Origin of the sequence: Mesorhizobium sp. M8A.F.Ca.ET.207.01.1.1 (genome assembly GCF_004794715.1) — a bacterium.
GTDB lineage: Bacteria > Pseudomonadota > Alphaproteobacteria > Rhizobiales > Rhizobiaceae > Mesorhizobium.
Map to the genome: position 1 here is coordinate 25,009 of NZ_SRUS01000019.1, position 19,338 is coordinate 44,346.

Here is a 19,338-nt window from a genome sequence, read left to right on the forward strand (position 1 = left end):
ATGACGAACGGGCCATGGTGAAATCGACAGGCGCGGGAGAAACTTCGAATCCCGGATCTCGAACGTGTGTTGGACCGCCATATCGGCGAGGCTGCCATCTGGCCCCGCCGGTCCGCCCTGATATATCCGGCTGCGATCCATCACATGAGGGGCCTCGTGAAGTCATCTAGCCTGGCAGGCGCCGTTTCTCCCATGGTCCCGGTGCTTGTCTGCGCTCTAGGCATCTTCCTGCTGTCGGGGATGGACGCGGCCATGAAGGTCCTGGTCATCGCGGTAGGCGTCTACAACACGGTGCTGTGGCGCAGCATGCTGGCAACCGTGGTTGCGGGCACAGGCTGGTCGATGGGGCCACGCAGGCTGCCCGCGCTTCCCGTGCTCAGGCTGCATGCGCTGCGTGCCGCGGTCGTCGGCTTTGTCTTGCTGTCCTTCTTCTGGGGGCTCGCCCGGTTGCCGCTGGCGGAGGCGATCGGGCTCAGTTTCGTCGCGCCGCTGTTTGCCCTGCTGCTCGCCGCGCTGCTGCTCGGTGAACGCATACAGCGTCAGGCGATCTGGGCCTCAATGGCCGGCATAGCGGGCGTCGCAATCATCGTGGGCGGCCAGTTCGGGCAGGCGAACCATGCAAGGGATGCCTTGCTCGGCACGGCGGCGGTGCTGGTATCGACGGTATTCTATGCCTACAATCTGATCCTTGCGCGGCAGCAGGCACTGGTGGCCAAGCCGATCGAGATCATGCTGTTCCAGAACCTGTGCGTGGCGGTCATGCTCGGTCTCGCGGCGCCCTGGCTCGCCATCGCCTTGCCGCGCGAGCTCTGGCTTCCGCTCGCCGGGGTGACGGCGCTGTCGCTCGCCGGCCAGTTCCTGATGAGCTGGGCCTACGCGCGCGCCGAAGCGCAATATCTGATCCCGACTGAGTACTCGGCCTTCATCTGGGCGATCGCGCTTGGCTGGTTCTTCTTCGACGAGGCGGTGACCTGGACCACGCTGGCGGGAGCGGGCCTTATCGTCGCCAGTTGCCTGATCGCGGCGCGTTCCAATCCAAGGCTTGCCGAGCCGATCGAAGCCGCGGTCTGAGGGTAGGTTTGCCGCTGGTTTTCACCAGGCGTGCTCCCCGTTCCCGGAAAGCGCGCCTGGCTCGACTTACCACTTGACCTTGAAGCCGACCGTGCCGCCGATGGAGCGGCTGTCGCCGAAGTCTTCCAGGCTGGTGCGTGCCAAGACCTCGCCATTGACGGAATAACGGTCATCGGCCCAGCTCAGCGAGCCGCCGACACCGAGCCCGCCCGACAGCTGCCGCGACTTGCTGCTGAATACGGTGCCCGAGACATCGACATCGGAGCCGTCGAGGAAGTCGTAATAAAGATTGCCGATGCCGTAGACATGCGAGCGGCTCGTCCGGCCCGTCTTGTCCTTCCACCGGCTTTCATAGTCCGCCGACAGGCCGAGCCTGCCGATCAGGCTGTCGCTGCCGCCATTGGCGACGACGGCGCCGTAGGGGTCGGTAAAGCTGTCGAAATCGACCGAGGAATAGCTGAGCTGCGCCTGCGGCGTCAGCGACCAGTTGCCCTGGAGACCGATCTTCTGCCCGGCTTCGATACCGAGGCCATAGCCGAAGCCGTTATTGCCCTTGACTAGCCTTTTGCCGAGCGTGGCGGAGGACAGGTCGCTGTCGAACCAGGTCAGTTCGGCCTGCGCGTCGACATAGAAGCCGCTGTTGCCGTACCAAGTCAGCGTGCCGCCGAAGCCGTAGCCTGTCGTGTCGATCGAGCCGAGGCCGAAAGCCGAGGAGATATCCGACTTCACCGTACCGTAATGAACGGTCACGCCACCGATCAGGACGCCGGAGGCCATTTGCGCGAGCTGGCCGTCGAGGCCCGCCTGCACTCTCCACAGATCCGCGTCGTAGTCGGTGCCGGTCGTGGACGTGCCGGGGTCGAACTTTTTGTGGGCGGCTTCGATGCGGCCCCAGATCGGACTGCCACCCTCGACGCGGTCGTCCGCATCGGGTTGCGCCGCTCCGGTCCATGAGCGGTTGCCTGCGCGCTGCTGCAGCGTTCCGAGCTGGTTGAAACTCTGCAGCACGCCGGCATAGGCCTCGTAGACCGGCACGCTGGGAGCGTAGAGCGGCGACGTCGGGCCGCCGGGATCGACGGGATTGATCAGCGCGGAGCGCAGGTACCAGTCGCCGTCGGCCGGCGTGGAAATGCCGTTCTGATACATGCGGTAGGCATAGGCGCCGGCCACCACGGCCTGGTCGCCCTGGAAGACGTAATCGCCCAAAAGGTTGAAGGTACCGGCCGACGTGTCGCCGACATCGATGATCTTGATGCCGTCGACGGTCTGCGCGCCACCACCGCCGAGGCCGATCACCTTGACGTTGGCGGTGCCCGAGGTGTTGCCGGTGATGACGAGCTTGTCGGTGGAAGAGGCGTCGCCATCGAGAATAGCCTCGATCTCGACCGTGCCGCCCGCGCCGACGAAATTGCCCTGGATGGTCAGCAGGCCGATGGAATTGCCGGGCGCGATGACGCCGCCGGCCTGGAGTGTCGTCGATCCCACGGTGCCGTTACCGCCAAGCGCTCCGCCACCGAGAATGGTGACGGCCGAGTTGGCAAGGGAGCCATTCACCGAGAGCTTGCCGGCCTCGACCGTGGTCGCGCCGTTCAGCGTATTGATGCCGGTGAGATCGAGATTGCCGGCGCCCCGCTTGGTGAGCGTGCCGCTGCCTTCGATGATGGAGGCAAAGGTGGCGTTCGCCGGCTGGTCGAAGACGAGCGCGGCGTCGTTCAGGATGTTGCCGGTGCCGAAGCTCGTTGCCTGGCCGATCAGCGTGCCAGCGGAGATCGTCGTGCCGCCGCCGTAGCTGTTCGTACCGGCGAGCGTCGTGCTGCCGGCGCCCTGCTGCACAACTGAGCCGCTGCCGGATATCGCGCCGGCGAGGGTCACGCCGTTGGAGCGGTCGATGATGAGGGTGCCGTTGTTGGTCACGTTGCCTGCTATCGAGCCTGACGTGCCGCCATTGCCAAGCTGCAGCGTGCCGGCCGCGATCGTCGTCACGCCGGCATAGGTGTTGTCGGCGGTCAGGATCGTGGTGCCGGTGCCGATCTGGCTCACCGCGCCGCTGCCGGAGATGACGCCGGCAAAGGTCACTGCATCGGAACGATCGAAGGCAAGCGTCCCGTTGTCGATGACATTACCTGCTATCGAGCCTGACGTGCCGCCATTGCCGAGCTGCAGTGTGCCGGCCGAGATCGTCGTGACGCCGGCATAGGTGTTGTCGGCGGTCAGGATCGTGGTGCCGGACCCCAACTGGTTCACCGCTCCGCTGCCGGAAATGGTGCCGGCAAAGGTATAGCTATCCGTGCGGTAGAAGGCGAGCGTGCCGTTGTTGGTGACGTCGCCTGTTATCGAACCGGATGTGCCGCGATTGCCGAGTTGCAAGGTGCCGGCCGAGATCGTCGTGCCGCCGTTGTACGTGTTGTCGCCGGTCAGGGCGGTGGTGCTCGAACCCTGTTGGATCACGCCGCCGCTGCCCGAGATGACGCCAGCAAGAACCAGGCCGTTGGAGCGGTCGAAGACGAGGGTGCCGTTGTTGGTGGCGTTGCCAGTTATCGAACCCGACAGGCCGCCATTGCCGAGCTGCAGCGTGCCGGCGGAGATCGTTGTGCCGCCGGTGTAGTTGCTGTCGGCCGTCAGGATCGTTGTGCCCGAACCCTGCTGGATCGCTGCGCCGTTGCCTGAAATCGTGCCGGCAAAGGTATAGGTGTCCGAGCGGTCGAAGGCCAAGGTTCCATTGTTGGCGACGTTGCCGGTGATTGAACCTGATGTGCCGCCATTGCCGAGCTGCAGCGTGCCGGCCGAGATCGTCGTGCCGCCGCCGTAGTTGCTGTCGCCGGTCAGGATCAGCGTGCCGGCGCCAAGCTTGGTCAGCGCGCCGCTGCCGGTGATCGCCTGGCTGGCGGTGAAAGCGTTACCGGCGTCGGCGATGTCGAAGCTGCCGCCCAGCAACCCCAACGTGATGGTGCGGTCGGTGCCGGTGAAGGCGGTTCCGGTCACCTGCAGCACGCCGCCATTGAAGGTCAGGCCGCCGGAAGCATCGCCGAGATTGTTGTCGGCGGAGACCGAGAGCGTGCCGGCGGAGATCGTGGTTCCACCGCTATAGGTGTTGGCACCGGTGAGCACCGTCGTGCCGGTGCCGATCTGGCTCACCGCGCCGCTGCCGGAGATGACGCCGGCATAGGTGCAGGTGTCGGAGCGGTCGAAGGCCAGCGTGCCGTTGTTGGTGACATTGCCAAGAATGCCGCCGGTCGTACCGCCATTGCCGATCTGAAGCGTTCCCTGCGAGATCGTCCAGGCTTGCGTGGCGGTGTTGTCCGCGGTCAGCGCCCAGGTGCCGGCGCCGGTCTTTTCGAGTACGTCGAAGTTCCGGTACTGGCCGGTATCGCCGATCATGCCGTCGAGGACCGCGAAGTTGTCGCCGCCGAGGGTGAGGACGTCATTGGCTCCACTTCCGCCCACGACATTGCCGACGATCACCGAACCGGCCTGAAGTTCAAGCTTAAGGCTCCCTGTCGAGCCTGCGATAAGAGAAATGGCATTGGCGCCCGCGCCGCCGCTAACGGTGCCGCTGTTGACGATGCTGAGCGATCCCCCGACGCTGTTGGTCATGATTGCAGCCGCTCCGGTGCCGCCTTGGATTTTGCCGGTGTTGATAATCGTCCCGACATTACTGGTGCGCACCACTACGCCGATGCCACCGCTGGTCGTACCCTCGCCACCCAGGATGGTACCGTTGTTGGTGAGCTTTGTCTGCGCGCCGGCGGGACTCCCAATCGCAACGCCGATGCCTCCCGGTCCTTGGCTACCGCTACCTCCCTGAATGGTGCCGCCCGCGTTGTTTATCAACTGGCCACCGGAGCTCACTTGCACACCTGGACCGCCAGCCGTGGTGCCGTTGCCGCCTACGATGCTGCCGCTGTTGGCAAGCGTCGAATTGTTCATGACGCTCGCGCCAATTTGTCCGGTGGTGCCCGGAGTGCTGAACGAGGCGCCTTCAACCGATACCTCATTGGTGACGTTAGCCCCATTATTAACCACAAGCCCGGCCACGTTACTCAGTCCGACAACATTGCCGGTTCCGGTCACGATCACCGCTTGTCCACCGCTGAATTGAGGAGCCGTCAGCGTGTATCCATTCGTGTCGATCGTCAGCGGGCTGGTCGAAGTCAGGACGTTGATGCTGGTCGTAATGTCGGCCCTCAAGACGATAACCGGAGTTGGGTCACCCGTCGAAGTGATCGTGGCCAGGGCATTGTTGAGTTCGCCCAGGCTGGCGACGTCGTATTGCGCCGCCGATGCCATCCCTGGAAACAGGCAGGCCACCGCCGCGCCGCTCACACCCGCAAGGAGCATCCCGTCCCGAATGCGCCGAAGCGCGCCGCCGTTCGCCTTCATCAGTCTGCCCCGCTCGAAACTCTGCTGCCTGCCATGCCCAATGTCGCGGTTCGGGTGGCTCGCGCCGAACCAAACCGGCAATAGGTTAACTCCGGGTTTGATTCCTGTCTCGCAGTTGAAGCGTTCGTTACTGATTTTTTTCTGCCGTTACTTCAACGCAACATTAGATGTTCTGAATATAATCAATATATATAAGTAATTCCTTGCATGCCTGGATGGCGGCGAGACTGCCGGGGCGCGACGGGTGCGGCCTCGTTTCGAGGGCCGGAAGGGGGCACCGCTCACGGCAGTGTTCAGCCTGAAATTTCCAAATCCCTCATTTGCGTTTTGACGGCCTCGCCCAAAAGCAGAGAGCCATCCGGGTGACTCTGAAGCGGGCGTGGCCGCAAGTAAATTTTTGTGTGTCGTGAAATTTTTATTAAATATTTCGCCCGCGTGATTACGGTCCATAGACTTTATGTTGGTCTGTTGTGCTGTCCGCTCAGAAAATGTCACCGAATGGTCGATGCTATGACAGACTATGTGGCAAATTCCTGGAACGATATCGTGCAAGGCAACGTTGGTCCGGATGCGGCCGGCGGGAATCGAACGATGCGAACTGGCCAGGCATCACGAGAAGGGTTTATCCGATGAGCTTCTTCGTCAACGCCGTGGGCGTTCCTCTTCCCTATAGCGGCGCTTCCAGCCATTGGTACTCGGCGGCGGGATCCGGGCCGGACTTGTACGGCAGCACCGGAAATGACTCCTTCTATGGCGCAGGCAATGTCAACGTCACCATGCATGGTGGCACGGGTGACGACATCTATTACCTCTATGGGGCCGGCAACAAGGTGGCGGAGGCGGCTGGCGCAGGCATCGACACGATCAGCACATGGATGAGCTACAAGCTCCCCGACAATGTCGAGAACCTCATCGTCACACACGCCAACAACTATGCCTTCGGAAATGGGTTGGACAACATCATCACCGCCACGGTCGGACACCAGACCCTGGACGGCGGCGCGGGAAACGATGTGCTGATCGACGGCGGCGGCGGTCACGACACGTTCATCGTCTCGAAGGGCAATGGAAGCGACTTGATCGCGAATTTTGCCGCCACCGACACGGTCCGCCTCAATGGCTATGGGTTCACGTCGTTCGACGCCATCCATTCCAACATGATCCAGGCGGGATCGAACGTGCTGTTGAATTTGGGATCCGGTGAGATTCTCGAGTTCAAGGACACGACCATCGACAAGATGCAGCCCGGCCAGTTCGAACTGCCGATCGACATGTCGGCAATGAAGCTGTCGTTCAGCGACGAGTTCAACTCGCTCAATCTTCACAACGACCAGGGCGGCACATGGGATACCAATTTCTCGTGGGGAGCGCCCAACGGCAGCACGTTGACCAACAATGGCGAGTTGCAATGGTACATCGACGCCAATTACGCGCCGACGAGCTCCGTCCACCCGTTCAGCGTGAACAACGGCGTGCTGACCATCACCGCCGCGCAGGCGCCGGCCGACATCAAGCCGCTGATCAACAACTACGAATACACGTCAGGCATCATCACCACGCATGACACCTTCTCGCAAACCTACGGCTATTTCGAAATGCGGGCCGACCTGCCCGAGAACGCTGGCGCCTGGCCGGCCTTCTGGCTGCTGCCGGAAGACGGTTCGTGGCCGCCCGAGCTGGATGTCGTGGAAACGCGCGGGCAGGACCCGAACTCGTTGATCATGACGGCGCACTCGAATGAAACGGGAACGCACACCAAGGTCTCGTCGACGGTGAATACCATGGATACCGCCGGCTTCCACACCTACGGCCTGCTCTGGACACCGGACAAGCTCGTCTGGACCTATGACGGTGTGCAGGTCGCGGAAGCGGCGACGCCATCCGACATGAACAAGCCCATGTACATGCTGGCCGATCTCGCGGTTGGCGGCTATGCCGGCGCGCCTCCCGATCATCTGGCGACACCTGCCGAGATGAAGATCGACTACATCCGGGCCTATACGCTGGACAACGCGCCGGCGAGCGCCCTGCACCTCACCAGCAGCACCGCCACGCATAGCATCGCCAGCAGCACGCTGCACGGCGGTTCCGAATTCGGGGGCCACGTATAAGGTCCCGGGATCATGCAGCGGCGGGAAATGCGCAAATGACCGGACCCTCCGGCCTGCGACCGGTCTTCATGCGCGCCATCGCCGATGTCGGCGTCTTCTCGCTGCTGATCAACATCCTCCTTCTGGTGATTCCGCTCTACCTGCTGCAGGTCTATGACCGCGTGCTGCCGTCCTCCAGCGTCGAGACGCTTGTCTATCTTTCGGGCATCGCGGTTCTCGCGCTCGCCTTCCTCGGGCTGCTGGACGCGATCCGGGCGGTTTACACGCAGCGCGTCGCGGCGACCGTCGACCGCAAGCTGGGTGCCAGCACCTTCGCCGTTTCGCTCGGAGCAAAATATGCTGGCGGCCTGTCGCCGCTGCGCGACCTCGCCTCGGTCTGCGCCTTCATCAGGTCGCGCGGTGTGGCGGTGCTGTTCGACCTGCCTTTTGCCCCTGTCTTCCTTGCCTTGCTCTATCTCATCCATCCGGTGCTGTTCTGGGTGACGGTCGCCGGCGCGGTGCTTCTGATTTTCCTGGTCGTGGCCAACCAGCTCGCCATCGGCCGGAACGACGCCTTGTCCACGGAGCGCTCGGCTCTGGCCAGCCAGGCGGAACAGGCCTTTGCCCGCAATGCCGAGACGCTGCGCGCCATGGGCATGGTGGAAAATGCCTCGCGGGTCTGGGGACGGCACGTAGCGGCGGCGCTCGCCTTCCATGACCGCTCCTCGAGCGCCAATGCAATCTTCAGCGGCGCCTCGCGGGCGTTGCGCATGATGCTGCAGCTGGCGATCCTCGGCGCTGGCGCATGGCTGGTGCTTCAAGGGCAGATGACGGCGGGCATGATCTTCGCCTCGTCGCTGGTCTCGTCCCGCGCGCTGCAGCCGCTCGACCAGCTGATCGGCGCCTGGCGGCAGATCGCCGACGTCCGGCGCGCGTGGACGCGGCTGGAAAAGGCGCTTGCGGCGCGTCCGGCCGAGCCGCGAAAACTGATCCTGCCCGATCCGGCAGGCGCGATTTCCGCGCAGGATGTTTTCTTCATGGCGCCGAATGCCCGGCCCGGCACGGAGCCCATCCTCAAGCGGCTGAATTTCGCGATCGGCGCCGGCGAAGTGTTGGCCATCGTCGGCCCGAGCGGCGCCGGCAAATCGACGCTGGCGCGGCTGCTCGTGGGTGCCGTCCAGCCGACCGGCGGCTCCATCAGGATCGACGGCGCCGACCTCGGGACGTGGGACGAAAGCCAGCTCGGAAAGCATGTCGGCTACCTCGCGCAGGAGGTCGAGCTCTTTCCGGGATCGATCGCGCAAAACGTCGCCCGCTTCGATCCGGAGGCGGACGATGCCGCGATCGTGGACGCGGCACGGCGCGCCCAGGTGCATGAGCTGATCCTGGCGCAGCGCGACGGCTACCAGACCATGATCGGCCCGTCGGACAGGGCGCTGTCGGGCGGCGAGCGCCAGCGGATCGGGCTGGCGCGTGCATTCTACGGCAATCCGCGGCTCCTGGTGCTCGACGAGCCCAGTTCCCATCTCGACGGTAGCGGCGAGGCAGCGCTCGAGGCGGCGCTTTCGGCCGCGCGGACGGCCGGCGTCACGGTCATCGTGATCACCCATCAGCCTTCGATCGCCGCTGCTTGCGATCGCGTGATGCTTTTGCGCGGCGGCATGATCGAAGCCTTCGGGCCAAGCAGCGAGATACTGCGGCGCTCGGTCATCGGCAAGGGCGTCCAGCAGAGCACGGTGGTGACCGGGTCGTTCGTCCCGACGATCCGCGCGGGCGGCAGTTTCGGATCGTGAGATGACGACACAGAGCATCGCCTGGGACAGCCAGCCACGCACCGACATAAGACGCGTGGCCCTCACCGGCTATGCAGCCATGGCGCTGCTGGCGGGCGGCTTCGGCTACTGGGCCGTCAGCGCCCCCTTGTCGGGAGCGGTGATTACGCAAGGCACGATCTCGGCGACCGGCGGAAACATCCAGATCCAGCATCGCGAGGGGGGTATCGTCCAGGCGCTGCTGGTCCATGAAGGCGATCGCGTGCAACTGGCCCAGGATCTGGTCGTGCTGGATCCAACGGCTGCGCAGGCCGAGCTCAACCGGCTGACAAGACAGTCGATCGCGCTCAGGGCAAGTGCGGCGCGGCTGGAGGCGGAACGCGACGGGTTGGACAGGCTGGCGCCAATCGCCGAAGCGGCGCCGGCACCTTTCCAGTCCGATTTCGAGATCCTGATTCGAGAACAGCAAAAGGAATTCGACGCCAGGCTCGCCCGGTTCCGGTCGGAACAATCTATCCTGGCACAACGGGTCGCCATGCACCGGCAGTCGCTGGTGGGATTGCAGGCCCAGAAACAGGCCATTCAGCAACAAGCCGAAGTCGTCAAGAAAGAACTCGGCATCAAGACCAGCCTGCTGGACAGGGGCCTCACCAACCGTACCGAATACTCCCAGCTGTTGCGCAGCGAGGCCGATCTCATCGGGCAAGCGGGGATGCTGGAGGCCAATCTGGCGACGGCCAATACCCAGATCGTGGAGGCCCAGGAGCAGACCGAGCGCCTGACCACCCAACGCGTCGAGGAGGCGCTGACGAAACTCGACGACGTTCGCTCCAATCTGGCCGATGTCGAGGAACAGATCAGGGCGGCGGAGGCGGTGCTGCGGCGAACGACGATCAAAGCGCCGGCGGCAGGCATCGTGGTGTCATCGACCTACAATTCCAAGGGCAGCGTGATTGCCCCAGGCGAAAAGATCATGGAAATCCTGCCCACCGCGTCTGGCCTGGTCGTCGATGCGAAGCTGCGGCCGAAGGACATCGATCAGGTCCGTGTCGGCCAGCCGGCGAAACTGCGATTGTCCGCCTTGAACGCGCGGCTCACGCCCGAGGTTTCAGCCACCGTGACACAGATTTCGGCGGATCGGCTCATCGATCCGGCCACGCGAGAACCGTATTTCCGCGCCAAGCTGACGATTGCCGCCGACCTGCCGCCCGGCGTGAGGCGCGACCAGCTTTATCCCGGGACGCCTGTCGAGGCGTTCATCAGCACGGGCGATCGCACTTTCCTGGAGTATCTCTCGCGGCCGATGCTCGATTCATTTTCGCGCGCTTTCGCGGAGCAGTAGATCGAGGACCGGCAGTCAACCGGCGCTTGGACATTTGAACGGTCAGCGCACCACTTCGCGGTGGCCGCTGGCCAGGCGGGTGGCGATCAGCTTGTCGATGCGGCGGCCGTCGAGGTCGACCACCTCGAAGCGCCAGCCTTGCGCATCGACGCACTCGCCGGTCGCCGGCAGATGGTGCATGTGCGACAGCACATAGCCGGCGACGGTCTCGTAGTCGCGGTTCTCCGGCAGGTCGATGCCCAGCACCTCGGCCATCTCGTCCGCCTGCATGTAACCGGCGAGCAGCCATGAGCCGTCGTCGCGCTGGACGGCGCTTTCTTCCTCGCCGGCCTCGAGGTCCGAGCGGAAGACGCCGGTGATGGCTTCCAGAATGTCGGCGGGCGTGACGATGCCTTCGAAGTGGCCGTATTCGTCATGCACAAGCGCCATCGGCACGTCGCTCTCCTTCAGCTTCTGCAGCACGTCAAGGGCGTCGGCCTGGTCGTGCACGATGGGTGCCGCGCGCACGTATTTGCGCGGGTCGAGCGCGCGGCCGCCGAGCAGTGCGGCCAGCACGTCGCGCGTCTGGATGACGCCGATCATGGCGTCCACCCCGCCGTCGCCGGCGGGCAGGCGCGAATGCTGGGTGTCCATCAGCAGCTTGCGGATGGTGGTTTCATCGGACTGCAGGTTGATCCAGTCGACATCGGTGCGCGGCGACATGACGGCGCGCACGGCGCGGTCGCCAAGCCGCATGACGCCGGCGATCATGCGCCGCTCGTCGGATTCGATGGTGCCGTGATGCTCAGCCTCGGCGACCAGCATCTTGATCTCCTCGTCGGTGACCTTTTCCTCGCTCTCGCCACGCTGGCCGAGCAGCCAGAGCACGGTACGGCCCGAAATGTCGAGCAGGAAGACCAGAGGCGCCGAGATGGTGGCGAGGATGGTCATCGCCGGCGCGGCTCTCACGGCAACGCGCTCGGGATCGCGCAGCGCGATCTGCTTGGGCACCAGTTCGCCGATGATCAGCGAGGCGTAGGTGATGATGGCCACGACGATGCCGACGCCGAGCGGATCGGCGATGGTCTCGCGGATGCCTGTCGAGGCCAGATATTGCGCCAGCCTTTGGCCGAGCGTGGCACCGGAAAAGGCGCCAGAGAGCACGCCGACGAGCGTGATGCCGATCTGCACGGAGGACAGGAATTTGCCCGGATTGGAGCCAAGCGCCAGAGCGCGGCCGGCACCCTTGACGTTGCGGTCGATCATCGCCTTCAGGCGAGCCGGCCGCGACGAGACGATGGCGAGTTCGGACATCGACAGAAGGCCGTTCACGCAGATGAGGACGACCACGGTGGCGATTTCAACGTATAACATGAGGGGTCAATAGCATTGCCGCACGGCTTTCGAAAATAGTCGGCGACCATTTTAAAAAGATGACGGCGATACGGGCCGATCAGACGGCATCCCAGGGCGGCGACGAGAAGTGCGCGACCAGCGCGTCGACGACGACCCGCACCTTGGGCGTCAAGGCTCGTGTCACCGGCCAGATGGCATGGACGGAAATGTTTTCGACCAGCGTGTCCACCAGCACCATTTCCAGCGCGCCGCTCCTGAGGCTGTCCGCCACCAGCCAGGTCGGCAGGAAGGTGATGCCGCATCCGGCAAGGACCGCGCCCAGCATCGGCTCGCCATTGTCGAGCACCAGCCTTGCCCGCGGCGTGAATTTCGCGACATGGCCATCGGCTTGCCTGATGCTCCAGGCGTGGGCGACGCCGTTGCGGGTGTAGCCGATCAGGTCATGGCCGGCGAGGTCCTCGATCGTCCGTGGCCTGCCGTTTCTGTCGAGATAGGCGGGGGCGGCGCATATGGCCGAGCGCTGGGTATAGAGCCGGCGTGCGGCGAGCGACAGGCTGTCGTCGAGGTCGCCCATGCGGACCGCGAGGTCGATGCCTTCCTCGATGAGGTCGACGCGGCGGTCGTTGAAGGAAATCTCCATGGCCAGATCGGGAAATCGCCTGGAAATGTCGAACAGCACAGGCGCCACGCAGCGGTGGCCGAAGGCCGAGGGCAGGTCGACCCGAAGGCGGCCCGAGGGCACCTGCCGGCGCGAGGCCAGCAGCGCCTGGGCGGCTTCGATCTCGGACAGCGCCCTGACGCAGGCTTCATAATAGCACAGGCCTTCGCTGGTCGGGCTGAGGCTGCGCGTGGTGCGGTTGAGCAAGCGGATGCCAAGGCGCTGTTCCAGCTGCGCGACCGATTTGCCGACCGCCGATTTCGTCACGCGCAGCCGCTCGCCGGCGCCGGTGAAGCTTCCGGCCTCGATCGTTTGAACAAAGGCGACGATGCCTTGCAGATCCGCGGATTCCATCGATCTATTCCAATTGTAGAAATCTGATCACCAACTCGTTTCCGATTATGGATCATGGAAGCGCTTTTTTCCACAGTAAAATTGCGTAAATATCCCGCCAGCCATGCAATCGGGAGCAGACGCAATGAAGAGCGACATCAACAGATCCTGGCGGATGACCGGCTTCGGCCTGCCCAGGCTGGAATTGGCCGAAGGGAGGGTTCCCGAGCCCGGGCCGCATGAACTGCTGGTGCGGATCAAGGCCATATCGCTGAACTACAAGGACAGGATGATCGTCGATGGCGTGCTGATCCCCGACCTTGCCTTTCCATTCGTGCCGACCTCCGATGCCGTTGGCGAAGTGGTGGCGGTCGGCGGCGGTGTCAGCCGTTTCCGGACCGGCCAGCGCGTGCTGGGGCAGGTGATTGCCGACTGGCCGGATGGCGATGCGCCGCCGGTGCTGCACCAGCACACGCTGGGATCGTCGCTGCCCGGCACGTTGAGCGACTATCTGCTCCTGCATGAGGACGCCGCCGTGCTGGCGCCGCCCTCGCTCAACGATGCGGAGGCTTCGACGCTGCCGATCGCGGCGCTGACGGCCTGGTTCGCCATGGCCGAGGCGACACGACCGGTGCCCGGCCAGACCATTCTGATCCAGGGCACCGGCGGCGTTTCCCTGTTTGCGCTGCAATTCGCCCACGCCTTCGGCCTGCGCGCCATCGTCACGTCAAGCAGCGACGGCAAGCTCGAGCGGGCAAAGACGCTCGGCGCCTGGCAGGTGATCAACTATCGCGCCAAACCGGCATGGGACGAGGTGGCGCGTGAGTTGACGGGTGGCGCCGGCGTCAACCATATCCTCGAAATGGTCGGCGGCGACAATGCGCGGCGATCGCTCGACGCGTTGGCCGCCGATGGGCGGCTGTCGATCATCGGCCTGCTGGGCAGCATGGAACTCAGCTTTCCCATCGTGCCCTTCCTGCGCAACCGTATTGTCGTGCAAGGCATTTCGATCGGCCATCGCCGCGCCTTCGAACGGATGAACGAGGCGATCGAGGCGCTGGCGATCAAGCCGGTCATCGACAAGGTCTTTGGTTTCGACGAGGTGCCGCGGGCCTTCGAGCATCTGGAGAAGGGGCCGTTCGGCAAGATCGTCATCGCCACGGCCTGACCTGTGATCACCGCAACTGCTTCAGCACGCCGACGATCGCCCTGCCATCGGTGAAATAGGGGTCGCCGCCACCGTTGCGGCCGGTTTTGGTGGCGCCGATGCCCGCCAGGTCGCTGGTCGAGGACAATAGGCCGGCGGCATTGAGATCGCCGATCACAAAGTCGCGTTCGGCATCGATGTCGGGACCGATATGATGGGTGATGGCGCCCGTGTCGTGGCTCAAGCCGACACCGCGATCGAAGCTGGCGGCGCCCAGCCAGAGCGGCCTGCCATCGTCGCCGACCGTATCCGTCCGCCAAAAACGGATGTGGTGGCGCCGGTCAGCACTGTCGCCGACCGGCTTTTCGAAAGCGAGTTCCTGGGCGCGGCCCTCGAACAGCAGGCGGCTCACCGGGGCATCGGGATAGGGGCGGGAAAACAGGACACTCTCGCCGATATCGATGGCGGTCCTCAAGGTGACGGCGTCGGCGGTGTCCCAGCCGGCGACGGCGAAAGCGTGCACCAACTCCTTCTCCGTACCGACCAGGCCGACATTGATGGGATCGCCGGGAATGCCTTGCGGCGTGTGGGTGACCATTTCGAAGCGCTGGTTGCGAAAGCCGCGATCGCGCAATGTCCAGAATTCCGGCGCGGCGACATAGGCGAGCGCCACATAGGCGGCCAACAAGGCCGCTACCCAGATCGTAATGCGTCGTCGAAGGCTTCCGTGGATCATCTACTCACTGTCTCGTTGCTGCCACCATGCCTTCGTCATCCTAGGGCGGAGCAAGGAGCGAAGCGACGCAGCGCAGACCCTAGGATCCATGCCACGACAACGGCCGAAGAATACAGCGGTTCAGAATGAGCGGAACTGCCTGAGAGTGGACACACGTTCTTCTGATAGCATCTCACCGTCGCACCTGCTCAGGGGTCACGGCATGGATCCTAGGGTCTCCGCGACGTCGCTTCGCGACTGCTCCACCCTAGGATGACGAAGTACCGGCTCCGGCTAAATTCCATCGTCCTTGATTGCGGTGCTCTACCGGCAGGCGCGATAACCGTTCTTGCGGTTCTTGATGTCGAAGTGGAAATGGTTGCGGTGGTCGTAATTGTAGCCGGGGCCGAGCACGGTGGTGAAATACTGGCAACCGTCGGCGCGCACATTGTTGAGGAAGCCCCGGGTGCGGAAGGCGAACAGGCCGGGCTTGCGCACGTCGATGTCATCGCCATTGTTGAGTTCGATGCTCATGACGTCGAGCGCGTTGCCCTTGCCGTGCTCGGACAGCACGCCCTCACCGGCAATGTTGCGGCAGGAATAGCTCGAGCCCTGGTGGATGGTCCTGACGCCGGAGAAATAGCGCCAGCGGGCGGAGGGAACGAGTTCGTTCTTCGTCCAGGCGGCGAAGGTGGCGGCCATTTCGCAGGTCAGCGTCGCGGCGGGTTTCATCTGGATGCTGCCGATTGCGGTGACCTTGACCGGATAGTCGATGCCGCACTGGCCTTCATGGATCGGCGCCAGGTCGGTGTAGGCGACATCGAGGCGCTTCAGCTGCTGGCGGCAATCGGTTTCGCTGGCTGGGATTTGCTCCACCGGCGACATCGGTTCATCCATGCGTGGATAGGCGGCCTGCGTCATGTAGGGATTGGACGGGACAAGCCTCTGCATGCCCGTATATTGCGGCACGGCCGCGGTCTGCGAGCCGACATCGACGGCGGGCTGCAACGACAGCACGCTGCCAGTGTTGCAGGCCGAAACCGCGGCCGTCCCCAGACCGGCGGCCAGCAGCGATGCAGGTTTCAGTTGCCGCGCGGCGGCGCGGAAAACGGCGCGAAATGTGCCGGCCATTGGCGGAATCCTGTTGGATATCCGGCATTTTAACGATCAAGGGTAAAGGAAAACTCAGCGCCCGCGTTCACGCCTGCGGCTGAAATGCGGCAGCGAGCCTGTAACAGCCGCATTATTGGCAGAACGTGCCGCCATGCCGGCGCGGTTCGAGATCGAGATGGAAGTGCAGCGCGTGGTCGGCGTCGGCGCCGGGGCCGAGCACGGTCTTGAATGGTCCGCAGGCGGCCTTGCGCACGGCGTCGAGGAATTTGCCGTCCTTTTCCGGCGGTGTCGGGCCGACCTCGATCGTCTTGCCGTCGGACAGCGTAAAGCTGGCGATGTCGAGCGCGTTGCCGAAAGCATGTTCCGACAGTTTGCGCGTGCCGTGGCGCGGCCGGCAGACGAAGGCGGATGCCTGGCTGATCGATTTCAGGTCCGCGCCGAATTCGGCTTTCGCGGCCGGCTGGATGACGTCGGCGGCAAAACGCACTGCCGCCTCCGCCATCGGGCAGTTGAGTTCGGTGCCGGGGGCAATCGCGATCGACTTGCCGAGCGACTTCAGCACGATCGGGTAGGGGATCGAGCAGCCGATTTCGGGATTGCTCTCGGCTTTGTGGTCCTCGAATTCGACGCCGAGCGTCTTCAGGCGCTCGCGGCAGGCGACTTCCTCAGCCGGCATCTTGTCGGCGGGGAGATCGGCCGAGCGCGGATCGGGCAGCATCTTCTCCTCGTCGCCCGCTTCCGCCGGTTTTGGCGTCGGCTGGGGGGCGACGGCCGGCGGCTGAGGCTCGGGCGTCGTGGTGTCGGGCTTAGGCGTCGGTGTTGGCACCACGGCTGGCGGCTCCGGCTCGCTGTCCGTTTCGGCTGGTGGTTCGGGCGGTGTCTGGCTTTTCTGATGGGACTCTTCGTCCTTGAGCAGATCGGGCGCTCCGCCGCTCTTTGGACCTTCGGTGTTCCGGTCCTGCGTCTTTGGAGCGTCTACCTTTGGGGCGTCCGCCGGACGTGGCTCGGGCACCGGAACATCGGCGGACGGCTGGGCATCTTGCGTTTTTTGCGGTGCGGGTTTTGGCGCGATATGCTGCCTGACCCGCGCTCTCGACTGTCGCTTGCCTCTTGGCCGCAGCGGCTGGTCGGCCCGCTGCGTCAGCGGCTGATCCACGCGCGGGCTTAGCGGCCCGTGGTGTCTGTGACGATGTCTGGCGTCGGCCGGCGTTACCAGCAGAACCGCCGCCGCCAAAAGCAGCGCCAGAGTGCAGAATCGGGAAAAGCTCAGCGTTGCCATCGCTCGGAAACGGCGCCGGTCGGCTGAAGTTGCCTGGACAGGCCCTTCGACCCGATCACAATCGGTTACCTCCGCGTTACGCGCCGATCGCTTCCAGCCCCTCTTCCAGCAAGTCGGCGAGCAGCGGCATGCCGAGCAGGTATTTCGCCGTGCGTTTGTTGGCCCGCTCCCGCGCCGTCGCCACCGCTTCGGCCCATTCCGAGGGGTCGTAGTCGCCGCGGCCGACCCAGGCCAGCGCGATCAGCTCGGCCGCCTCGTCGATATTGAGGTCGTTGATCAGCTCGCGCAGCTCTTCCTCGGTGAGGTTTTCCGAGCTTTCCTCGGCAAGGCCGTCATGGTGATGGTTGTCATGCCTGTCGCCGTCGAACTCGACCTCGTGTTCGGCGCCGTCGGCATAGTCCTCGTTAACGGCCGCGCTCAGCGCCTTGGCCTTGAGAATGAACAGCCGCACGGTGTCGGGTCCGATCGTCAGATCCCAGGTCTTTTCACGCCGCCGCTGCACGGGCCTCTCCGTCAGTCGTTTGCCGGATGATACCGGATTTGCGGCATCCGTCACCTCATGTTCTCCAGGCGGGCTTTTTTCCGGGATGAAACGCGGACTGCTCGGCGTTAGTGTGGCATTGTCACAGCCTCAGGAGGTTTCCATGCATAAAAGAGTGCTTATCCAGGCGGCGAGCGCGCTTGTCGCTCTGCAGTTCCTCGCCGTTCCGGCGTTTGCCGCCGGCAGCAGCGGTGGCAGCGACCAGACTGTCACCCAATGCAAAAAGGGCGAGGTCTGGGATAAGAAGAAGCAGAAATGCGTGCCGCCCAAGGAAGGCATGCTGGACGACGACAGCATCTATGATGCGGGCCATGCACTGGCGATGGCCGGCCGCTACGACGAGGCGATCTCGGTTCTCGTTCTGGCCGCCAACAAGCAGGATCCGCGCATCCTCAACTATCTCGGCTATTCGCACCGCCATTCCGGCCGCGTTACCGTCGGCCTCGGCTACTACGAGGAAGCGCTGCGCATCGACCCGAATTACACGCTGGTGCGCGAATATCTCGGCGAGGCGCATCTACAGATCGGTGACCTGGCCGGCGCCCAGCAGCAGCTGACGGAGATCGAAAAGCGCACCGGCAAGGGTTCGCGCGAATACGGCATGCTGTCCGAGCAGATCGAACATTTCATGAGGAGCTGATCGGGCACCATGGTTTCTCGAAGCGGCCGCGAGCGATCGCGGCCGTTTTTGTTCGCTCCATTCCACAGCCACCTTCGCTGACAAAAGAAGGGATGATTTTGGCAAAACCGATTTTTGAGCGTGAAAAGCCCGCAAAGATTGCTATATTCAGGGAAATTGCGGTGAAACGGTTCCGTTAGCCCGAGGCTGCCGGACCGTTTTCTTTTTGTACCCAACGACAAGGCTTCCCCCGAAACGCGGGGGCGGCGGCAGGAAAGGTCAGGCACTATGAACAAGGTCCCGATGACAGGCGAGGGGTTCGCGTCATTGAAGGAAGAACTGCGTTGGCGCCAGCAGGAAGAGCGGCCGCGCATCATCGAGGCGATCTCCGAGGCGCGCTCGCATGGCGACCTGTCCGAAAATGCCGAATACCATGCCGCGAAAGAGGCGCAGAGCCTCAATGAGGGCCGCGTCAACGAGCTCGAGGATTATATCGCGCGCGCCGAGGTGATCGACGTCACCAAGCTCAGCGGCGACAAGGTCAAGTTCGGCGCCACCGTGGTGCTGGTCGACGAGGACACCGAGGAGAAGAAGACCTACCAGATCGTCGGCGACCAGGAAGCCGACGTGAAGTCCGGCCGCATCTCGATCTCTTCGCCCATCGCGCGCGCGCTGATCGGCAAGGAAGTCGGCGACGCCATCGAGGTCAACGCGCCTGGTGGCGCACGCGGGTACGAAATCGTCCAGGTGCAGTTTATCTGAGGGCGTCGGCTGGGTGCGGCTCCGCGCTGACAGGCGCTATTCGCGCGAAGGTTTGCGCCGCCCCTTGTATCTGCACGAGATGATTTTTGTGCGATGGAAGCGACTGAGCCTCGGGCCGGATGGCCATCCGGCCCGAGGCTTGGCGAAGTCGCCCGCTGCCCCTCCGGCTACAACCGTCAAT

Annotated in this window: 14 protein-coding genes; 7 read left to right on the plus strand and 7 right to left on the minus strand. The window is 64.0% G+C overall.

Annotation, left to right across the window (positions count from 1 at the left end; genetic code table 11):
* The first annotated feature begins 144 nt into the window (after positions 1 to 144).
* Positions 145 to 1,071, plus strand: a complete 927-nt coding sequence (locus EN850_RS32085) for a DMT family transporter (protein ID WP_136092881.1) — start codon at positions 145 to 147, stop codon at positions 1,069 to 1,071.
* 66 nt (positions 1,072 to 1,137) lie between these two features.
* Here EN850_RS32085 and EN850_RS32090 read toward each other — a convergent pair whose 3' ends face one another.
* Complete coding sequence (locus EN850_RS32090; RefSeq protein WP_136092882.1) at positions 1,138 to 5,532, minus strand: autotransporter outer membrane beta-barrel domain-containing protein; 4,395 nt, start codon at positions 5,530 to 5,532, stop codon at positions 1,138 to 1,140.
* A 548-nt stretch (positions 5,533 to 6,080) separates the two neighbouring features.
* On the opposite strand from EN850_RS32090, the gene EN850_RS32095 reads away from it, so the two are divergent.
* Genes EN850_RS32095 through EN850_RS32105 form a run of 3 tightly spaced genes read left to right on the plus strand, consistent with a single transcriptional unit; the run spans position 6,081 to position 10,655 of the window.
* On the plus strand, positions 6,081 to 7,562 hold the full coding sequence (locus EN850_RS32095) for a family 16 glycosylhydrolase (RefSeq protein WP_136092883.1): 1,482 nt from the start codon (positions 6,081 to 6,083) through the stop codon (positions 7,560 to 7,562).
* A 35-nt stretch (positions 7,563 to 7,597) separates the two neighbouring features.
* Positions 7,598 to 9,334 (plus strand): type I secretion system permease/ATPase, encoded by a 1,737-nt coding sequence (locus tag EN850_RS32100; RefSeq protein WP_136092884.1) that lies wholly within the window; start codon positions 7,598 to 7,600, stop codon positions 9,332 to 9,334.
* 1 nt (position 9,335) lies between these two features.
* The gene (locus EN850_RS32105) at positions 9,336 to 10,655 is read left to right on the plus strand and encodes an HlyD family type I secretion periplasmic adaptor subunit (protein ID WP_136092885.1); all 1,320 of its coding nucleotides are present in this window, start codon (positions 9,336 to 9,338) and stop codon (positions 10,653 to 10,655) included.
* A gap of 42 nt (positions 10,656 to 10,697) precedes the next feature.
* Here EN850_RS32105 and EN850_RS32110 read toward each other — a convergent pair whose 3' ends face one another.
* Both EN850_RS32110 and EN850_RS32115 read right to left on the minus strand, forming a co-directional pair.
* Positions 10,698 to 12,008: a hemolysin family protein gene (locus EN850_RS32110; RefSeq protein ID WP_136092886.1), complete on the minus strand. Its 1,311-nt coding sequence runs from the start codon at positions 12,006 to 12,008 to the stop codon at positions 10,698 to 10,700.
* A gap of 79 nt (positions 12,009 to 12,087) precedes the next feature.
* Positions 12,088 to 13,002 (minus strand): LysR family transcriptional regulator, encoded by a 915-nt coding sequence (locus EN850_RS32115; RefSeq protein WP_135884174.1) that lies wholly within the window; start codon positions 13,000 to 13,002, stop codon positions 12,088 to 12,090.
* A gap of 124 nt (positions 13,003 to 13,126) precedes the next feature.
* On the opposite strand from EN850_RS32115, the gene EN850_RS32120 reads away from it, so the two are divergent.
* Positions 13,127 to 14,149 carry an NAD(P)-dependent alcohol dehydrogenase gene (locus tag EN850_RS32120; RefSeq protein WP_136092887.1) on the plus strand — a complete coding sequence of 341 codons (1,023 nt, stop codon included), beginning with the start codon at positions 13,127 to 13,129 and terminating at the stop codon, positions 14,147 to 14,149.
* Positions 14,150 to 14,156: 7 nt separating this feature from the next.
* Here the strand turns inward: EN850_RS32120 and EN850_RS32125 are convergent, their stop codons facing one another.
* The 4 genes from EN850_RS32125 to EN850_RS32145 form a co-directional block, all read right to left on the minus strand.
* Complete coding sequence (locus EN850_RS32125; RefSeq protein WP_136092888.1) at positions 14,157 to 14,864, minus strand: LssY C-terminal domain-containing protein; 708 nt, start codon at positions 14,862 to 14,864, stop codon at positions 14,157 to 14,159.
* 303 nt (positions 14,865 to 15,167) lie between these two features.
* Positions 15,168 to 15,974, minus strand: a complete 807-nt coding sequence (locus EN850_RS32135) for an extensin family protein (RefSeq protein ID WP_136092890.1) — start codon at positions 15,972 to 15,974, stop codon at positions 15,168 to 15,170.
* A 112-nt stretch (positions 15,975 to 16,086) separates the two neighbouring features.
* Positions 16,087 to 17,112 carry an extensin family protein gene (locus EN850_RS32140; RefSeq protein WP_246689309.1) on the minus strand — a complete coding sequence of 342 codons (1,026 nt, stop codon included), beginning with the start codon at positions 17,110 to 17,112 and terminating at the stop codon, positions 16,087 to 16,089.
* Positions 17,113 to 17,311: 199 nt separating this feature from the next.
* The gene (locus EN850_RS32145; RefSeq protein ID WP_127281208.1) at positions 17,312 to 17,737 is read right to left on the minus strand and encodes a DUF3775 domain-containing protein; all 426 of its coding nucleotides are present in this window, start codon (positions 17,735 to 17,737) and stop codon (positions 17,312 to 17,314) included.
* A 142-nt stretch (positions 17,738 to 17,879) separates the two neighbouring features.
* On the opposite strand from EN850_RS32145, the gene EN850_RS32150 reads away from it, so the two are divergent.
* Both EN850_RS32150 and greA read left to right on the plus strand, forming a co-directional pair.
* Positions 17,880 to 18,416, plus strand: a complete 537-nt coding sequence (locus EN850_RS32150) for a tetratricopeptide repeat protein (protein WP_127873473.1) — start codon at positions 17,880 to 17,882, stop codon at positions 18,414 to 18,416.
* A gap of 267 nt (positions 18,417 to 18,683) precedes the next feature.
* Positions 18,684 to 19,157 (plus strand): transcription elongation factor GreA, encoded by a 474-nt coding sequence (gene greA, locus EN850_RS32155; RefSeq protein WP_023671981.1) that lies wholly within the window; start codon positions 18,684 to 18,686, stop codon positions 19,155 to 19,157.
* Positions 19,158 to 19,338 lie beyond the last annotated feature (181 nt).

What these genes read in the sequence shown, in the direction of transcription:
- EN850_RS32085 (WP_136092881.1), top strand. Translation starts at nt 145, where the DNA reads ATGAGGGGCCTCGTGAAGTCATCTAGCCTGGCAGGCGCCGTTTCTCCC.
- EN850_RS32120 (WP_136092887.1), top strand. Translation starts at nt 13,127, where the DNA reads ATGAAGAGCGACATCAACAGATCCTGGCGGATGACCGGCTTCGGCCTG.
- EN850_RS32115 (WP_135884174.1), bottom strand. Translation starts at nt 13,002, where the DNA reads ATGGAATCCGCGGATCTGCAAGGCATCGTCGCCTTTGTTCAAACGATC.
- EN850_RS32100 (WP_136092884.1), top strand. Translation starts at nt 7,598, where the DNA reads ATGACCGGACCCTCCGGCCTGCGACCGGTCTTCATGCGCGCCATCGCC.
- EN850_RS32095 (WP_136092883.1), top strand. Translation starts at nt 6,081, where the DNA reads ATGAGCTTCTTCGTCAACGCCGTGGGCGTTCCTCTTCCCTATAGCGGC.
- EN850_RS32150 (WP_127873473.1), top strand. Translation starts at nt 17,880, where the DNA reads ATGCATAAAAGAGTGCTTATCCAGGCGGCGAGCGCGCTTGTCGCTCTG.
- greA (WP_023671981.1), top strand. Translation starts at nt 18,684, where the DNA reads ATGAACAAGGTCCCGATGACAGGCGAGGGGTTCGCGTCATTGAAGGAA.
- EN850_RS32125 (WP_136092888.1), bottom strand. Translation starts at nt 14,864, where the DNA reads ATGATCCACGGAAGCCTTCGACGACGCATTACGATCTGGGTAGCGGCC.
- EN850_RS32135 (WP_136092890.1), bottom strand. Translation starts at nt 15,974, where the DNA reads ATGGCCGGCACATTTCGCGCCGTTTTCCGCGCCGCCGCGCGGCAACTG.
- EN850_RS32110 (WP_136092886.1), bottom strand. Translation starts at nt 12,008, where the DNA reads ATGTTATACGTTGAAATCGCCACCGTGGTCGTCCTCATCTGCGTGAAC.
- EN850_RS32105 (WP_136092885.1), top strand. Translation starts at nt 9,336, where the DNA reads ATGACGACACAGAGCATCGCCTGGGACAGCCAGCCACGCACCGACATA.